This is a genomic window from Streptomyces hydrogenans (assembly GCF_014656075.1).
GTDB lineage: Bacteria > Actinomycetota > Actinomycetes > Streptomycetales > Streptomycetaceae > Streptomyces > Streptomyces hydrogenans.
The window spans coordinates 12944-28426 of sequence record NZ_BNBS01000104.1 but is presented as its reverse complement, the minus strand read 5'-3'; the positions used below and the strand labels follow the sequence as shown (position 1 = coordinate 28426).

Annotated in this window: 13 protein-coding genes; 4 read left to right on the top strand and 9 right to left on the bottom strand. The window is 72.7% G+C overall.

All coding sequences use genetic code 11. The annotated features are described in order from the left end of the window. The coding region (locus IE321_RS31585) for a DeoR family transcriptional regulator (RefSeq protein WP_190225398.1) at window positions 1-198 on the bottom strand (198 nt) is incomplete at its 3' end. A gap of 154 nt (window positions 199-352) precedes the next feature. Continuing rightward, the gene (locus IE321_RS31580) at window positions 353-2638 is read right to left on the bottom strand and encodes an MMPL family transporter (RefSeq protein ID WP_190225397.1); all 2286 of its coding nucleotides are present in this window, start codon (window positions 2636-2638) and stop codon (window positions 353-355) included. 175 nt (window positions 2639-2813) lie between these two features. Between IE321_RS31580 and IE321_RS31575 the strand changes: the two genes are divergently transcribed. Beyond that, window positions 2814-3986: a sensor histidine kinase gene (locus IE321_RS31575; protein ID WP_190225396.1), complete on the top strand. Its 1173-nt coding sequence runs from the start codon at window positions 2814-2816 to the stop codon at window positions 3984-3986. Beyond that, entirely contained in the window at window positions 3961-4623 is a 663-nt protein-coding gene (locus IE321_RS31570) for a response regulator (protein WP_190225395.1), read from the top strand. Before IE321_RS31575 ends, IE321_RS31570 begins: the two co-directional genes overlap by 26 nt. A gap of 53 nt (window positions 4624-4676) precedes the next feature. Here IE321_RS31570 and IE321_RS31565 read toward each other — a convergent pair whose 3' ends face one another. Continuing rightward, entirely contained in the window at window positions 4677-5315 is a 639-nt protein-coding gene (locus tag IE321_RS31565) for a class I SAM-dependent methyltransferase (RefSeq protein ID WP_190225394.1), read from the bottom strand. 76 nt (window positions 5316-5391) lie between these two features. Between IE321_RS31565 and IE321_RS31560 the strand changes: the two genes are divergently transcribed. Together IE321_RS31560 and IE321_RS31555 are read left to right on the top strand one after the other, a co-directional pair. After that, a complete protein-coding gene (locus IE321_RS31560) occupies window positions 5392-6054 on the top strand; it encodes a TetR/AcrR family transcriptional regulator (protein ID WP_043220475.1) in 663 nt (220 codons plus the stop codon). 264 nt (window positions 6055-6318) lie between these two features. Then, entirely contained in the window at window positions 6319-8700 is a 2382-nt protein-coding gene (locus IE321_RS31555; RefSeq protein ID WP_229916617.1) for a SpoIIE family protein phosphatase, read from the top strand. A gap of 71 nt (window positions 8701-8771) precedes the next feature. Here IE321_RS31555 and IE321_RS31550 read toward each other — a convergent pair whose 3' ends face one another. From IE321_RS31550 to IE321_RS31525, 6 genes are all read right to left on the bottom strand, one after another. Next, window positions 8772-9488: an LmeA family phospholipid-binding protein gene (locus IE321_RS31550; RefSeq protein WP_229916616.1), complete on the bottom strand. Its 717-nt coding sequence runs from the start codon at window positions 9486-9488 to the stop codon at window positions 8772-8774. A gap of 42 nt (window positions 9489-9530) precedes the next feature. Beyond that, window positions 9531-11000, bottom strand: coding sequence for a protein kinase domain-containing protein (locus IE321_RS31545; RefSeq protein WP_190225392.1), 1470 nt, complete (start codon window positions 10998-11000; stop codon window positions 9531-9533). A 118-nt stretch (window positions 11001-11118) separates the two neighbouring features. Next, the gene (locus IE321_RS31540; protein ID WP_190225391.1) at window positions 11119-12678 is read right to left on the bottom strand and encodes an MFS transporter; all 1560 of its coding nucleotides are present in this window, start codon (window positions 12676-12678) and stop codon (window positions 11119-11121) included. Between the two features lie 12 nt (window positions 12679-12690). Then, window positions 12691-13737, bottom strand: a complete 1047-nt coding sequence (locus IE321_RS31535) for an amidohydrolase family protein (protein WP_190225390.1) — start codon at window positions 13735-13737, stop codon at window positions 12691-12693. 241 nt (window positions 13738-13978) lie between these two features. Beyond that, window positions 13979-14770 carry a 2-keto-4-pentenoate hydratase gene (locus tag IE321_RS31530; RefSeq protein ID WP_190225389.1) on the bottom strand — a complete coding sequence of 264 codons (792 nt, stop codon included), beginning with the start codon at window positions 14768-14770 and terminating at the stop codon, window positions 13979-13981. Further along, window positions 14767-15399 (bottom strand): TetR/AcrR family transcriptional regulator, encoded by a 633-nt coding sequence (locus IE321_RS31525; RefSeq protein ID WP_190225388.1) that lies wholly within the window; start codon window positions 15397-15399, stop codon window positions 14767-14769. Before IE321_RS31525 ends, IE321_RS31530 begins: the two co-directional genes overlap by 4 nt. Between the last annotated feature and the right edge of the window lie 84 nt (window positions 15400-15483).

Genomic DNA, 15483 nt, shown 5'->3' with positions numbered 1-15483 from the left:
CGGCAGCTCGTAGGAGACGCCCTGCGCGAGAGCACCGCCCCGCGTGCGGACCAGCATCTGCTGCTCCGCCAGTTCGTCCAGATCCCGCCGGATCGTCGCGGACGAGACCTGGGGGGCCGTGGCGGTCTCCGCGACCTCCAACCGACCCTCGTCGGCCAGCCGCTCCAGGAGCGCGTTCCACCTCTCCCGCTTGGTCATGCCACCCCTCCAGCCTCCGGACCAGGAAACGCGCCCTCACCTTACGCTCGCTCCGCCGCCGGCCCCGTCGGACGGCCGCGCCACCCGGGCCACCGGCGACGGTCGACACCCGGCCGTCCCACGCCTGTCACGCCAAGGGCGGGCAGGAGCCGAGTCAACGGCCGACCAGCGGTGTGGGCGGCGCCTCACCCGTGGATTCCGCGTCGGTGTCGTCGGCTTCGCCCGTGTCGTCGGTGTCGACCGGGCCGCGGGGGAGCAGCCGGTCCAGCCACTTCGGCAGCCACCAGTTGGTCCGGCCGAGGAGCGTCATGGTCGCCGGCACCAGCACCATGCGGACGACCGTGGCGTCGATGAGGATCGCGGTGGCCAGGCCGAGCCCGAACATCTTGGTGGAGGGGTCCTCGGCGACGGCGAAGGACAGGAAGACCGCCACCATGATGAGGGCGGCCGAGGTGATGATCCGGGCGGTCCGCGAGACGCCCTCGACGATCGCCGTGCGGTTGTCGCCGGTGCGCAGGTACTCCTCGCGCACGCGGGAGAGGAGGAACACCTCGTAGTCCATCGACAGGCCGAACAGGATGGCGAAGAGGAACATCGGGATGAACGACACGATCGGAACCGTCGCTTCCAGCCCGATGAGCGCGCCGCCCCAGCCCCACTGGAAGACCGCGACCATGATGCCGTACGCCGCGCCGATGCTCAGCAGATTCAGCAGTACCGCCTTGAGCGGGACGAGTACCGAGCGGAAGACCAGCATCAGCAGCAGGAACGACATCGCCAGCACGGCGGCGACGAACGCCGGCAGGCGTTCGCTGGTGCGCCGGCCCACATCGGACAGGCTCGCGGCGGCGCCGCCGACATGGGCCCTCGCCGGGCCGGACCCGATCGCCGTGGGCAGCACGTCGGTGCGCAGCCGGACGATGGTGTCGGCCGTGGCCTTGTCCTGAGGGCTGGTGGTCGGGAACACCACGAGGGTCGCGATGCCGGTGGCCCGGTCGACGCGCGCCGGCGCGACGGAGGCGATGCCCGGATCCGCCGAGACCGTCGCGACGAGCCGGTCCACCACCCCCGGGTCACCGGAGGGGTCCGCGGCGATGACGAGGGGACCGTTGGTGCCCGGGCCGAACCCCTCGGCGACGAGGTCGTAGGCCCGGCGCTCGGTGCGGCTGTGGGGGAGCGAGCCGTCGTCGGGCAGGCCGACGCGCAGGCCGAGGACGGGCAGCGTCGCGGTCAGCAGCACCCCGGCCGCGCCGAGCGCGTAGGGCACCGGGTGCCGGCTGACGTGCCCGATCCAGCGACGCCACCCGCCGGCGTCGGTGCCACCTGCCGCGGGGGCCCGTCGCGCGAGCCGACCGGGCTTCCTCGTCCGCAGAGCCCGGCCGATGCGGCCGGGCCGGGCCAGGCGTGGGCCGGCGGCGCCGAGGAAGGCCGGCAGCAGCGTCACCGACGCGACCACCATGATCAGCACGACGATCGAGACCGCGAGCCCGCCCACCGTCATGAACGGGACGTTCGCGACCGCCAGGCCGAGGATCGATACGACGACGGTGCCGCCGGCGAAGACCACCGGCCTCCCCGCCGTGGCCACCGCTCGCCCCGCCGCCTCGCGGGGATCGAGCCCGCGCGCGAGGTACTCCCGGTGCCTGGCGAGCAGGAACAGCGCGTAGTCGATGCCGACGCCGAGGCCGATCATGCTGCCGAGGACAGGGGCGAAGGCCGGGACGTCCGTCACCCCCGCCAGCACCGTCATCGTGGCGACCCCGACGGTCAGCCCGAAGACCGCCATGCCGATCGGCAGCGCGGCGGCGACGAGCGAACCGAACGCCAGGAGCAGGATCGCGGCCGCGGCGAGGAGGCCGATCAGCTCGCTCACGCCGCCGTCGGGATCGGAGAAGGCGTAGAAGAGGTTCCCGCCCATCTCGACGCGCAGCGGCAGTTCGGCGCGCAGCCGGTCGCCGAGAGCGATGAGGGCGTCGAGGTCCTCGGCCGACAGCCGGCTCTGGTCGGGGTACTGCGCCCGGACGACCGCGATCCGCCCGTCGGCCGAGACGAGGCCGCCGCGCACAGCGGTCTCCCGGCCCCCGTCGAGCGCCCCCGCCGGGTCGCTCGCGCCGAGCACGTGCGGCAGCCGCCTCACCTCGGCCCCCAGCCGGGTGAGAGCGCCGCGCGCGCCGTCGTCGTCGAAGAACGTCGCCCCGTCGCCGAGCGGGGTGACGACCACCTGGGCGGTCATCCCCTCCTGCCCGGTGCCCGCCCGCTCGATCAGCTCCGCGGCCCGCTGGGAGTCCAGCCCCGGAGCGGTCATCGAGTCCGCCGTCCGCCCGCCGACGGCGACGGCGGCGAGGACGCCGAGCGCGGCGGCGACCAGCCATGCCGCGATCACCCGCCAGGGATGGCGGGCGGCGCTTGCGCCCAGGCGCAACAGGGCTTTCGAGAGCATCGGGTCCTCCAACCACCTCGTCGGCCGTCCTTGTACGGCCGCCGACGCCGAGGTTCGCCGCCACGGCGCTCCACGGCATCGGCCCGCGAGCCGTGGATCCTTCGGCCCCGGGGCGGAGTGAAGACCCGTCCTTTCGGCCGATGCGCGGCACGCCGTAGTCCCTAGGCTGAGAACCGTGCTCCGAGACGACCTGCGAACCCTGTGGACCGAACCCCGGCCGCCCGACGCGCCCGCCCGGGTGCGGCGGGACTGGGTCCTGCTCGCCGCGGGCCTCGCCGGTGTGGCGCTGGAAGCCATCCTGCGCGAGGACGTCGTGTGGCGGCCGGTGGCGGCGGTGTTCGCCGTATGGCTGTGCGTGCTGCCCCTCTGGCGCCGGACCCGCCCGCTGGCGACGGTGACTCTGGCGTTCGGCTCGGTGATCCTGCTCCAGGCGGCCTCGCTCGTCGCCGCACCGAGCGAGCCCGTCGGTCTGAACACGGGCGCCATCGTCCTCGTGCTGGTGTACGCGCTGCCCCGGTGGGGATCGGGACGCGAGATCGTGCTGGGCGGCGCGATGACCCTCGCGGCCTTCTCGCTGTGCGCCGTCACGGACGACGTCCCGGCCGCCGAACAGGTCGTGGGCCTCGTCTTCCTGCTGCTGCCCGGCGCGATCGGGGCCGCCGTGCGGTTCTGGCTGACCGCTCGCGAGCGGCAGCTGGAGCAGGTGCGCTCCCGCGAGCGCGAACAGCTCGCCCGGGAACTGCACGACATGGTGGCGCACCACGTGTCGGCCATGGTGATCATCTCCCAGGCGGGCCGGGTGCTCGCGGCCACCGACCCGTCCGCCGCCGTCGAGGCGCTGGAGGGGGTCGAGGAGGAAGGGGCGCGCACGCTGGAGGAAATGCGCGCCATGGTCGCCGCGCTGCGCGACCGCGGGGTCGGCGCCGAGCTGTCGCCCCCTGCCGGAGTCGCGGACCTGGAGCGCCTGGTACGCACCCCGGGTGGTCGCCTCAGGGTCGACCTGGGGATCGACGGCGAACTGGACGCGCTGCCCCCGGCCGTGGACGCGGCCGTCTACCGGATCGTGCAGGAGTCGCTGACCAACGCCCTGCGCCACGCGGTCGACGCGACCGAGCTCGTCGTCCGGGTCGCCGCGGAACGCCACACGGTACGGGTGAGCGTGCGCGACGACGGCCGGCGCACCGGCCGGGGGCGCGACGGATACGGAATCACCGGACTGCGCGAGCGCGCTACCCTGCTCGGCGGCACACTACGAGCCGGCCCGGGCGCCGACCAGGGCTGGCATGTCGAAGCCGAACTGCCGAGAGCGAGGAGCGAGAGCGTTGTCCATTCGCGTCCTCGTCGCTGACGACCAGACGATCATCCGCACCGGGCTGCGGATCATGCTGAACGCCCAGCCCGGCATCGAGGTCGTCGGCGAGGCCGCCGACGGACGGGAAGCGGTACGCCTGGCCCGCGAACTACGCCCCGACGTCTGCCTCTTCGACATCCGCATGCCCGTGCTCGACGGCCTGGAGGCCACCCGGCTGATCGCCGGCCCGGGCATCGCCGACCCGCCGGCCGTGGTCGTCATCACCACGTTCGACCTGGACGAGTACGTCTACGGCGCCCTGCGCGCCGGCGCCCGCGGATTCCTCCTCAAGGACACCGGACCGGACCTTCTGGCGCAGGCCGTGCGGTCGGCGTCCGACGGCGAGGCGCTCATCGCGCCCAGCGTCACCGTCCGCCTGCTCCAGACCTTCGCGGACCTCCCTGCCGGCCGGCCCGTGTCCCAGCCGATCTCTCCCGTCACCGCCCGCGAAGAGCAGGTGCTCCTCGCCGTGGCCCGCGGCCTGACCAACACCGAGATCGCCGACGCGCTGCACATCAGCCTCAGCACGGTGAAGACGCACCTGGCCAGCCTGATGGCCAAACTCGGCGCCCGCAACCGGGTGGAGATCGCGATGTGGGCCTACGAAACCCGCCGCATCCTCCCCGGAACCTGAAGAGGGGACCCGGGGGGTTGGATCCGGTCCGCTACGGCCTCGATCCGCCGGTCCTAGGCGCGGCGGCGCAGTGTGAACCAGAAGGTCGGTACCGGGTTGGTGCCCGGTGTGACGTCGGTGAGGTCCCAGCCGGTGAACCTGGTGCGGAGTTCGTCGGCGGTGACGCCCGCCGCCCATGACGTGATGGTGGTGGCCGGGCTGCCGAGCGGTTCGGGGCCGTACCCGAACATCAGCAGTCGTGCTCCGGGGGCGGCGCGTTCGGTGAGGCCGGCGGCGTAGGCGTCGCGGCGGTGCAGGGGGATTCCGCAGTAGCAGCTCAGGTCGAAGAAGAGGTCGTACGGGCCGGGTGCGTCCACCTCGTCGAGTCGGGTGGCGTCCCCGTGCAGCACCGTGACGTCCGCTCCGGCCGCGGCGGCCTTCTCCTTCGCCTGCCGGACCGCGCGGTCGACCAGGTCGACGGCCGCCACCCGCCAGCCGTGCCGGGCCAGGTACACCGCGTTGGTGCCGGTCCCGCAGCCGAGTTCGAGGGCCTGGCCCGGCGCCGGTGCGCCGGGCCCTTCCACCAGGGCCACGAGTTCGGGCGGCGTGATGCCGCTGTCCCAGGGCGGCTTGCCGTCCCGGTAGAAGTTCTCCAACGCGCGCTGCACAGCCGCCTCTTCGTCGAGCTCCGCGGCCGACCGGGTTTCGCTCATGGCGGTACCTCCAAGAATCTGTAGTTGGACTCTAGTGAATGACTCTAGTGACTGACTCTAGAGATAGACTCCTGGCATGGATGAGGTCAAGAGGTCCGAGGGGCAGGACGTCAAGCGCCCCGACAAGCGGGCCGAGCGGTCACGGCGCACCCGCGAGAAGATCGTCGTGGCGGCGCGGGACCTGTTCGTCACGCAGGGGTACGGGGCGACCAGCCTCCAGCAGGTCGCGGATCGCGCCGGCGTGGCCGTTCAGACCGTGTACTTCGTGTTCCGCAACAAGCGCGCGCTGTTCAAGGACGTCGTCGACGTGTCCATCGCGGGCGACGCCGAACCGGTCGCCACGATGGACCGCGACTGGTTCCGCGCCGCGTGCGCCGAGCCCACCGCGGCCGGGCAACTGCGCGCTCACGTGCGGGGCGTGCGCGACATCCTCGGTCGTGTCGCCCCGATCATGCCGCTGATCGCCGCCGCGGCGGCCACGGACCCGGAGATCGCCGCGCAGTGGTCCGCCGGTCCCGACCCGCGCTACACCGTCCAGCACGCCGCGGCGAAGGCGCTGACCTCCAAGCCCGACGCCCGCCCCGACGTCGACACCGACCGCGCCGCCGACCTGCTGTACGGGCTGCTCAGCCCGGAGCTGTACCTGGTCTTCGTCCGCGACCGGGGCTGGTCCCCCGAGGTCTGGGAGGAGTGGGCCCGCGCGGCCCTCACCGCCCACCTCTGCGTCGACCGCGAGTAGGCCGTGCCGGCCCTCCGGTGACAGCCGCCGCGAGAGAAGCTCTGCAGGTCCCCGCCCTCGGTGCGGTACCCGACCGGCCAGGCCCGCGCCCGCGCCGGCTTCGCCCCCCAGGTGCGCAAGACGTGCGGAATGTCCGATTCTCTTATGATGGCCAGAGGTGGGGCTAGAAATGGGCTGATGCCGATGAGCGGACCCGTGAATGCCGAGGGGGCCGGTGCGGGAGAGGAAGCCCCGCCACCGGACCGCTGTCCTGCCACTGCCTGGGTGGACCGGACGGGCACCGTCCAGCTGTGGAGCGCGGAGGCCGAAGCCCTCCTCGGACACCCGGCGCGGGACGTCTGCGGCACCTCCGCGGTGGAGCTGCTGACCGCGCCCGGGGACCGCCGAGCGGTGCTGGCCGCACAGGAGCAGACCGGGGCCGGCCGGAGCTGGAACGGAGTCCTCGCTCTGCGTCACCGTGACGGTCACGACGTGAGGGTCGCGCTGCGCGTGCGCCCGCTCACGGACCGGGAGGGCTGGGCGGGATGGTCGGTCTCCGCGGGGGACGCCCGTCGGATCGAGCGGGAGGAGATCGACCGGGCGATGTTGCGGGCCCTGTTCGAGCAGTATCCCGCCCCCATCGTCCTGATGGACGACGCGTTGCGGTACCGGTTGCTCAACGGAGCGGCGGAGCAGGTCCTCGCTCGCCCCGGAGCCGAACTCATCGGCCGGCACGTCGACGCGGGCACCTCCCACCTCGCATCCGAGGCGATCGACCGGGTTCTGCGGCAGGTGCGGGAAACCGGTGAGTCCGTCCTCAGCCTTCCCGTGCGCGGCAGCCCCGCCTCCGGTCCGGACGGCGACCGGATGTGGTCGCTGTCCACGTTCCGACTGACCGACCCGACCGACCGTCCCCTCGGCCTGTGCCAGACGTACGTCGACATCACGGACAGGCACCGCGCCGAACGGCGCGTGGAACTGCTGACCAAGGCCGCGGCGGACATCGGTGCCACGCTGGACGTCGCACGCACCGCGCAGGAGCTGGAGGACGGCCGGGTCCCGGCCCTCGGCGACCTGGCCTGGGTGGCTCTGTCCGAGGCCGTGCTCGAGGGCGACGAACCCCCGAAGATGTCCGGCCCCGGACGGTGGAGACTGCACCGCATCGGCGTGGCTCCGCCGGGTGACGCCTGGCCCACCGGTCTCCCGGCCGCGGGCGCGGTTCCGCCCGCGCTGCCCGACCACGCGCTCCTGCGGAGAATCGGGCAGGGCGAGACCGTCCTGCTGCCCGACCGGGACAGCGTCAACGCCGCCGCCGATGAGCACCCGGGGCTGGCCCCTCTGTTCGTCCCCGAGCACGGCCATTCGGCGATCGCCGCCCCGCTGTTCGCCCGTGGCCTCGTCCTCGGCACCGTGGTCGTCTGGCGCACCCGCCGACCCGCCCCCTTCGGTCAGGAGGACGCCGACCTGCTGGCGGAGATAGCGTCCCGGGCCGCACTCGGTGTGGACAACGCCCGCCGTTACACGCGCGAGCACCGGGCCGTCGTCGCCCTGCAGCAGCGCCTGCTCCCCGCGGCCACCACCGACACCCCCGCGGCGGAGACCGCGGGAATCTACGTCCCGGCGGGAGGCGGAGCGGAGATCGGCGGGGACTGGTACGACGTGATCGCGCTGCCCTCCTTCCGCGTCGCCCTCGGCGCGGGTGACGTCACCGGACACGGTCTGCCCGCCGCCGCCACCATGGGCCGGCTGCGGACGGCCGTCTACACCCTCGCCGACCTGGAACTGGACCCGGACGAACTGCTCACCCACCTCGACGACCTCATCCAGCAGCTCCAGGACGAGGCGCCCCACCAAGGGGACACCGTGGGTGCCAGCTGCCTGTACGCCGTCTACGATCCCGTCACCCGCCAGTGCACCCTCGCCAGCGCCGGACATCCACCGCCCGTCGTGATCCGGCCCGACGGCACCGTCGGATCCGTCGACATCTCGCCCGGACCGCTGCTCGGTGTGGGCGGGATGCCGTTCCAGGCGACCACGTTCGACCTCGAACCCGGCAGCGTCATCGCCGTCTACACCAAGGGCGTCATCTACCGCGACGACCACGATCCCGACACCGGTCTGCGGCGGCTGACCGAGCATCTCGCGCGGTTCGTCCGTTCCGGCCGCGGTCTGGACGGTGCGGGACACGAGATCCTCCGGAGCCTGGGCGACGCTCCGGCCCGCGACGACACGACCCTGCTCCTGGCGCGCACGCGTGCCATAGATCCGGCGAACATCGCGACCTGGGAATTCCCCGCGGACGCGTCCGTCGTCGGCGCCGCCCGCAAGGCGGCCGCCGGCCAGCTGGCCGCATGGGGACTGGACGAGATGTCCTTCACCACCGCGCTGGTCGTCAGCGAACTGGTCACCAACGCGATCCGGTACGCGGGCGGCCCCATCGGCCTGCGCCTCATCCGGGAGAACGTGCTGGTCTGCGAGGTCAGTGACCCCAGCAACACCCAGCCACGACTGCGCCGGGCCCGCTGGTCCGACGAAGGGGGCCGCGGCCTGTTCCTCATCGCCCAGCTCACCACCCGCTGGGGCAGCCGCTACACCCGCAGCGGCAAGACCATCTGGGCCGAACAACCCCTCACCACCGATCCCCGCCTGCTCGACCTGCCGCTCTGATCGCGGGCGGTAAGCCGGCGAGCGGACAGACGTGCCGGCGGGGTCGCCGTCACAGCGGCCGGTGCCGAGTTCTAGGCGACGCGGGGCCGCAGCTCGACATCGTGCCCGGACATGAGGGCGACGATGCCGTGGTCGGTGGCGGCCACGGAACGGAGGGCGAGCCCCTCGGGCAGGCTGTCGAGCGGGGCCTGGCGCTCCAACGCCTTCTCCAGCAGGGCGCGTGCCGCAGGAGGCACGTTCTCGGAGAGCCGGACGTCGTCGAGTCCGATGGCTCTCGCGCCGGCGACGCCGACATGGGCGGAGGCGGAGACCTGTCCCAGCAGCGGCACTCGGGTGGTCGCCACCACCTGGTCGTCACCGTCGCTCCGGTCGATGTCGATGCCGTAGAAGGCCGAGAGGTCGTCGTACGCGAGGGTCGCCGTGACCTCGGCCTCGTCGGCCCGCTCCCGGCCGCCCTGCTCCTGGCGTACTCCGTGCAGACGGACGGCGAGATCCTGAATCGTCAGGACGCGGCCGTTCAGGGCGGCGGGAACCCGTGCGGCCGTGATGTCCGCCTCGGTGATCACCCGTCGAGCCAGCTGAAGTGACACGGGGAAACCTTTCACGCGCACCTGAGGAGCGGAGTCGAGGCCGATGCTCCGCTGAACCGATGCGGCGATGCGGTGCTGTGCGTACTGCGTGGCCAGTGCCTCGCCGCCGCCGGTGGCGAGCAGCAGCAGGGCCACCGCGATCGATCCGTTCCGGCGACGCCTGCGCCACCTCGCCCGGCCGTTTCCTTGTCCGTTCATGTCGTCTCCTGTTCGGGGTCTCGCTGCCGGTCACGCCTTGGTTCAGCGGCGGATCGGCGGTCGTGGCGGCAACGGGCCGACGTCGTTGTTCGTCGCTGTGGGACGGGGGGTGGCGCGGGCCTCCGACTCGGTCCGGGTGGCGAGGAGGACGGTGTCGCCGCGGTCCAACCGCGCACCGGCGGAGGGAACGGCTGCGATCACGGTGCTGGTGCCGGCGGCGCTGGAGCGCGGGGTGAGCGCGATGTTCAGGCCCAGTGCGGCCAGGTCTGCTCCGGCTTCGGCGAGGGTCTTCCCGACCAGGGTTCCCGGGACGGCGACGGTCGGGGGCACGGGTTCCGTCGAAGCGCGAGGGCTTGTCGGACCGGCGCCGCGGCCGGGACCGCTGGTGCCTCCCAGGTCGCCGGCGGAGGGCTCTGGCTCGGGCGAAGGGCTCGCCGAGGAGGAAGGCGGGGCCTGCCCGATCGGACCCGTGGCGTGCGGCGAGTCGGGCCCCGCGGCGATGACGGCGGCGACGACTGCGCCCGCGCCGAGAGCGGCCGCCGTCGCGAGTGCCGTGCGCCGGGGACTTCTGGGGCCGTTCGGGGGCCTGAGCGCCGTTGTCGCCTGTTCTTCAGGGAGAGGTGGCGCTCCGGTGAGAGTGATGCCCTCGGGAGGGGGGAAGTCGTGGTGTCGAGGGGCGACCAAGGCGTCGCGCATGGCCGCCGCGTCGGCGAATCGGTGGTCGGGGTTCTTGGCCATGGCGCGGGAGAGAGTCGCTTGGACGTGCGGGGGCAGTTCCACCCCGAGGTCCCTCGGGGCCGGCGGGTCCGCGCACATGTGCTGGTAGGCGATGGCGAACGGGCTGTCCCCGGTGAAGGGCTGATGGCCGGTGAGGAGCTCGTAGAGCATGCAGCCGGTCGAGTAGAGGTCGGAGCGGGCGTCGACGGACCGGCCCTGGGCCTGCTCGGGGGACATGTACGCGGCGGTGCCCACCGAGATGCCCGTGCCGGTCACCCTCTGGTCGTGGCCGTCGGAGAGGCGGGCGATGCCGAAGTCCATGACCTTGACCAGCCCGTCCGTGGTGATCATGACGTTGGCGGGCTTGACGTCCCGGTGGACGAGCCCGGCCGCGTGGGCGCAGGCGAGTGCTTCCAGCGTTCCCGCGACCCAGTCGACCGCCTCCCGCACCGAGGGCGGGGCGGACCTCAGCCGGTCGGCGGCCGTGTGCCCGGAGACGTGCTCCATGACGAGGAAGGGGCGCGGGGGCGCTGTCGGAAGCAGGCCGGCGTCGTAGACGGCCGCGACGCGCGGATGGTTGAGGGAGGCGGCCGCGCGGACCTCGCGCTGGAAGCGGTTCTGGGCGACGTCGTCGAGGACGAGCTGTGGGTGCATCAGCCTCACGGCGACCGCGCGGTGCAGGACCAGGTCGTCGGCCGGCCAGACCTCGCCCATGCCGCCGCGGCCGATCATCTCGCGCAGCGCGTACCGGTCGCCGATCACGCCGGCCCACGGGTCGTGGAGGGTGTACTGCATGACGGTACCTGCGGTCCTTCGGGTGGTCGGGCTGACAGGGAGGGTGCGATCCCGCCGTCGGCGTGGGCTGCCGGAAGCCCGCGTGGAGCTGACTCCCGCTCGACGAGCGGGAAGCGGTTCAGTCCGCCGTCGGTGGTGCCTTCGGTGCGCGGAACAGGCACCCGACGGCGGCGGCCAGGACGATGACGCCGACGGCGATGAGCGAGGCGGACAGGCCGTCCATGAAGGCGGCTTTGACGCCGTCCGCCAGGGCCGATCCCTGGGCGCCGAGCTGATCGGCGACGTGCAGCCCGGCGGCGGCGGAGTCGCGTGCGGCCTCGGCGGCTTCGGGGGGGAGCTGGTCGAGGGAGCCGGGCAGGTTGGCGCGGTAGTGGCTGCCGTAGATCGATCCCATGAGGGCGATGCCGACGGCCGAGCCGACCTCACGTGTGGTGTCGTTCATCGCGGAGGCGACTCCCTGCTGGCCGCGGCCGAGCGAGCCGGTGATGGCGGAGGTGCCGACGGCTCCGGACAGGCCGATGCCGAAGCCGGCCAGGACGAGTCCCCCCAGGAACGGCAGGTAGCCGGAGCCGACGTCGAGCCGGGAAATGACGAACAGGCCGGCGCTCAGCAGGAGCAGGCCGACGGTCATCGTGGCCTTCATCCCGACCCGTCGCACCAGGTGAGGCGTGACCTGGGAGGTGGGCAGGACGACGGCGGCGACGCCCACGAGCGCGGCGGCGGCCATGAGCGGGCTGTAGCCGAGGATGAGCTGCAGGTACTGCAGGCCGACGAAGAAGAACCCGAAGACGGCCATGAACTGTACGAGGACGACGATGGCTCCCGCCCGGAAACCGCGGATGCCGAACAGGGCGGGATCGAGCAGGGGGTGTTCGCGCCGCAGGCCGAGCCAGGCGTACGCGGTGAAGGCCAGCACCGTGACCACGAGGGAGGCGACGACGACGGGCTCGGTCCAGCCCCGCTCGTTGCCTTCGATGATGGCGAAGACGAGGGTGCCGATCCCGAGAGCGGTGCAGACCGCCCCGGACACATCGGGTGGGGAAGGGTGCTCGTCCTTGGTGTTGGGCGACAGCAGGAGCGCGGCGGCCGCGGCCAGGACGGCGGTCGCGGCGGAGGCGATGAAGATCGACCGCCAGGAGAACAACTCCAGCAGGGCCCCTGCCGCGAGCATGCCGATGATGGCTCCGGCGGCGGCGAATCCGGACCAGGTGGCCACGCCCTTCGCGCGCTGTCCGGGAGGGAATGCGGCGGTGATCGTGGACAGCGTGCCCGGCATGATCATCGCGGCCCCCAGGCCCATGACGACCCGCCAGACGATGAGCGTGGTGGTGAGGTCGGCGAAGGAGGCGGCCAGCGCGGCGATGCCGAAGACCACGGTGCCCGCGACGAGGACGTTGCGGCGCCCGATCCGGTCGCCGATGGCACCGAGGGGCAGGACGAGGGCGGCCAGGGCGACGGTGTAGCCGTCGGCGATCCAGGTCAGCGAGGCGTTGGTGGCCGACAGGTCGATGGCCAGGTCGGGCAGGGCGAGGTTGAGCGCGGAGACGGAGGCGACGACGAGGACCAGGGACAGGCACATGGCGAAGAGCACGCCGTTGTGGCCTGCCCGCCCGGTCGCGACGGTGTCCTGCCGGTCTTCGGGCTGATGGTCGGATGCTCGGTGAGGGCTGGTGGACATGAGGAACCTGTCTCAGTCGGTGCGGGGCTGGAGGAGCTTGAAGACCAGGCGCGCGCCGGTGCGCTGCGCCGCGTGGCGCAGACGCGCCGGGGCCGACAGGGCTGGGGGCGGCGTGAGGGCGGCGGCCAGACGGGGAAAGAGCGCTTCGGCGTTGGTGCGGTTGACGGCCCTGAGCGCGTCCGGGGCGACGTGGCTGTCGAGACCGCTCGCGAAGTACTGCCCGGCGGGAGCGGGGGCGAAGGGCCAGTCGCTGCCGAAGAGGACGTGGCCCGGGCGGGCGAAGGCGAGCAGGGTGGGCAGGGCGGCGGGGCTGGAGGACAGGGCGGTGTCGAAGTAGAAGGAGCGGAAGTCGTCCAGGACGTCGAGGGGGCTGCGCGCGGTGTCGTTGGCGATGGTGAGTGCCATGCGGTGTGAGGAGTACGGCACGAAGCCACCGGCGTGGCTGAGGATGAACCGGACCTTCGGGAAGCGGCGCGGGATGCCGTTGCGGACCAGGAGATAGGCGGCCCGGGTCGTGTCCAGGAGGAAGTCGGCGGCGAAGGCGGGAATGCCGTCGACGGGGGGAGCGGGCAGTTCGGCCGGGTGTATGAAGACCACGGCGCCGCGGTCGTCCAGCGTCTGCCACAGCGCGTCCTGGCCGTCCGTGCCGAGGTAGATGCCCCGGTTGTTGGCGAGCAGGGTGACGCCGTCGGCGCGCAGCTCGTCCAGTGCGCGCACGGCCTCGTCGGCTGAGGCGTGGGCGTCGGGCATGGGCAGGGTGGCGAAGAAGCCGAAGCGGCCGGGGTAGTCGGAGACCAGGGCCGCGCAGTGGTCGTTGAGGCGTCGGGCCAGGCGGGCGGCTTCGGCGGGTGCGGTGAGGAAACCGGTGCCGGGCGTGGAGACGGAGAGGATCGACGTGGTGGTGCCGAGGAGGTCCATCAGGTGCAGGGCGGACTCGGGGCTCCAGCCGGGCAGGGCGCGTCCGCCCGCGTCGGCGATGCCGGCCTTGGCGAGCTCGTCGCGGTAGAAGGCGGGCACCACATGGTGGTGGACGTCGATGCGCTGTGCCGAAGGGGACATGAAGCGGCCTTTCATGCGGTCTACGGGATACGGCGGGGAAGGGTGCCTTCCGGCGGCCGACCGTGCACTGCCGACCCGTCCGACGCTCTGGGTGTCGGTTCCTGGGGTGGCGAAGGAGCCCGGTTCGGCGGTGGAGCAGGGCCTTGGGGCGGCCGGAATGAGGAAAGAGGGGGTGGATCGGCCGGAGGGGGAGCCGTCCGTGTGCTTCGCGACGTCTTGGAGGGGGAGGAGCGGGCCGCCGTCAGATGAAGGAGACCGACACGGAGCCGAGGGCTCCGAAACGTGCCTCTGCCTTCTGGCCGACGCCGACGAAGGAGGCCGTGGTCATGGCGCCGGTCAGGATCACGTGCCCGGGGCCGAGTCCTTCGCCGTGGGCGGCGAGAGCGTTGACCAGCCGTGCGACCGCGTCGGCCGGATGGGCCGGGGCCTGACCGCCGCCACCGGTCGCCACACGGTTTCCGTCGACGAGCAGGTCCACGTGCACCGCCGCGAGGTCGGGTGCGTGCGCCATCGGCGTGAAGGGACCGCAGATCAGACCCGCGGAGCCGGCGTTGTCCGCGACGGTGTCGGTCGGGGTGATCCGCCAGTCGCGGACGCGGCTGTCGATGACCTCCAGGGCGGGCGCCACCGAATCGGTGGCGGCCAGTACGTCGCTGAGGGTCACGTCGGGGCCGCGCAGCGGCCGGGCGAGGCGGAAACAGATCTCGGGTTCGACGCGCGGGGCGCAGTACCGGGCGGCGCGTACCGTCCCGCCGTTGCGGTGGACCATGTCGTCCAGCAGGTGCCCGAAGTGCGGCTGGTCCACGCCGAGGAGTTCCCTCATCGGGGCCGAGGCGAGACCGGTCGTGTAGCCGATCAGCGACGCTCCGGAGGCCACGCGGCGGGCGACGTCGTCCTGCTGGACGGCGTAGGCGTCGGCGAGGTCGAGAGCGGGCCACGTCGCGGAGAGCGGCTCGACCGGTGCCGTGCGACGTTCCGCGTCGCGCAGCAGCCGGGCGGCCTCCGTGCGGCGCCGGGCAGCCGCCGGCCTCATGGCTTGTTCCTCCCGGCCATGCGTGTCGCCGCCTCGTAGACCAGCTGGGCGTGCAGTTCGAACAGCGCCACGAGGTCGACGTCGTCACCGTTGATCTCCCGCTGGACGAACAGCCCGTCGCCGCCCGCGACGGCGTAGGTCGTCAGGGCGTTCACGGACTTCTCGTCGAGGTCCGGGATGATCGCCCGGGCCATTTCGGCGATCTTCGCGCGCGCGATGTCGCGGACCTGGAGGAACACCGTCCGGCCGCGGGGTTCGGCGGGGCGCCGCTCCAGCGCGAGCATCAGACCGAGGCGGAGGAAGTCGGGGGCTTCGATCAGCGACCTCGCCACGTTCCCCGCCATGGCGGTGACCCGTTCGAGCGGCGTCCCGGTCTCTTCGCTCGGCAGCTCGACGGCGGCGAGCCAGGTTTCGAAGCTGCGCTCGATGACCGCGGCGATCAGGTCGTCCTTGTCCTTGAAGTGCCAGTAGATCGAGCTGGCGGGCAGGCCGCACTTGGCGCTGACGGCCGCGATGGACGTGCCTTCGTATCCCCGCTCGCCCGCGATCTCCACTGCGGCGTCGAGGATGCGCTGCCGCGACTCCACTCCGTTCGCGCGCTTTTTCCGGGTCGTCTGCGGCTCTGTCATGGCAGGTGCCCCTCTGGGTGTGCGGTTCTCGCCGGCTGCTTGACCCTATCCGGCGACGTGCCTACTGTAGCACTCATTCCAATT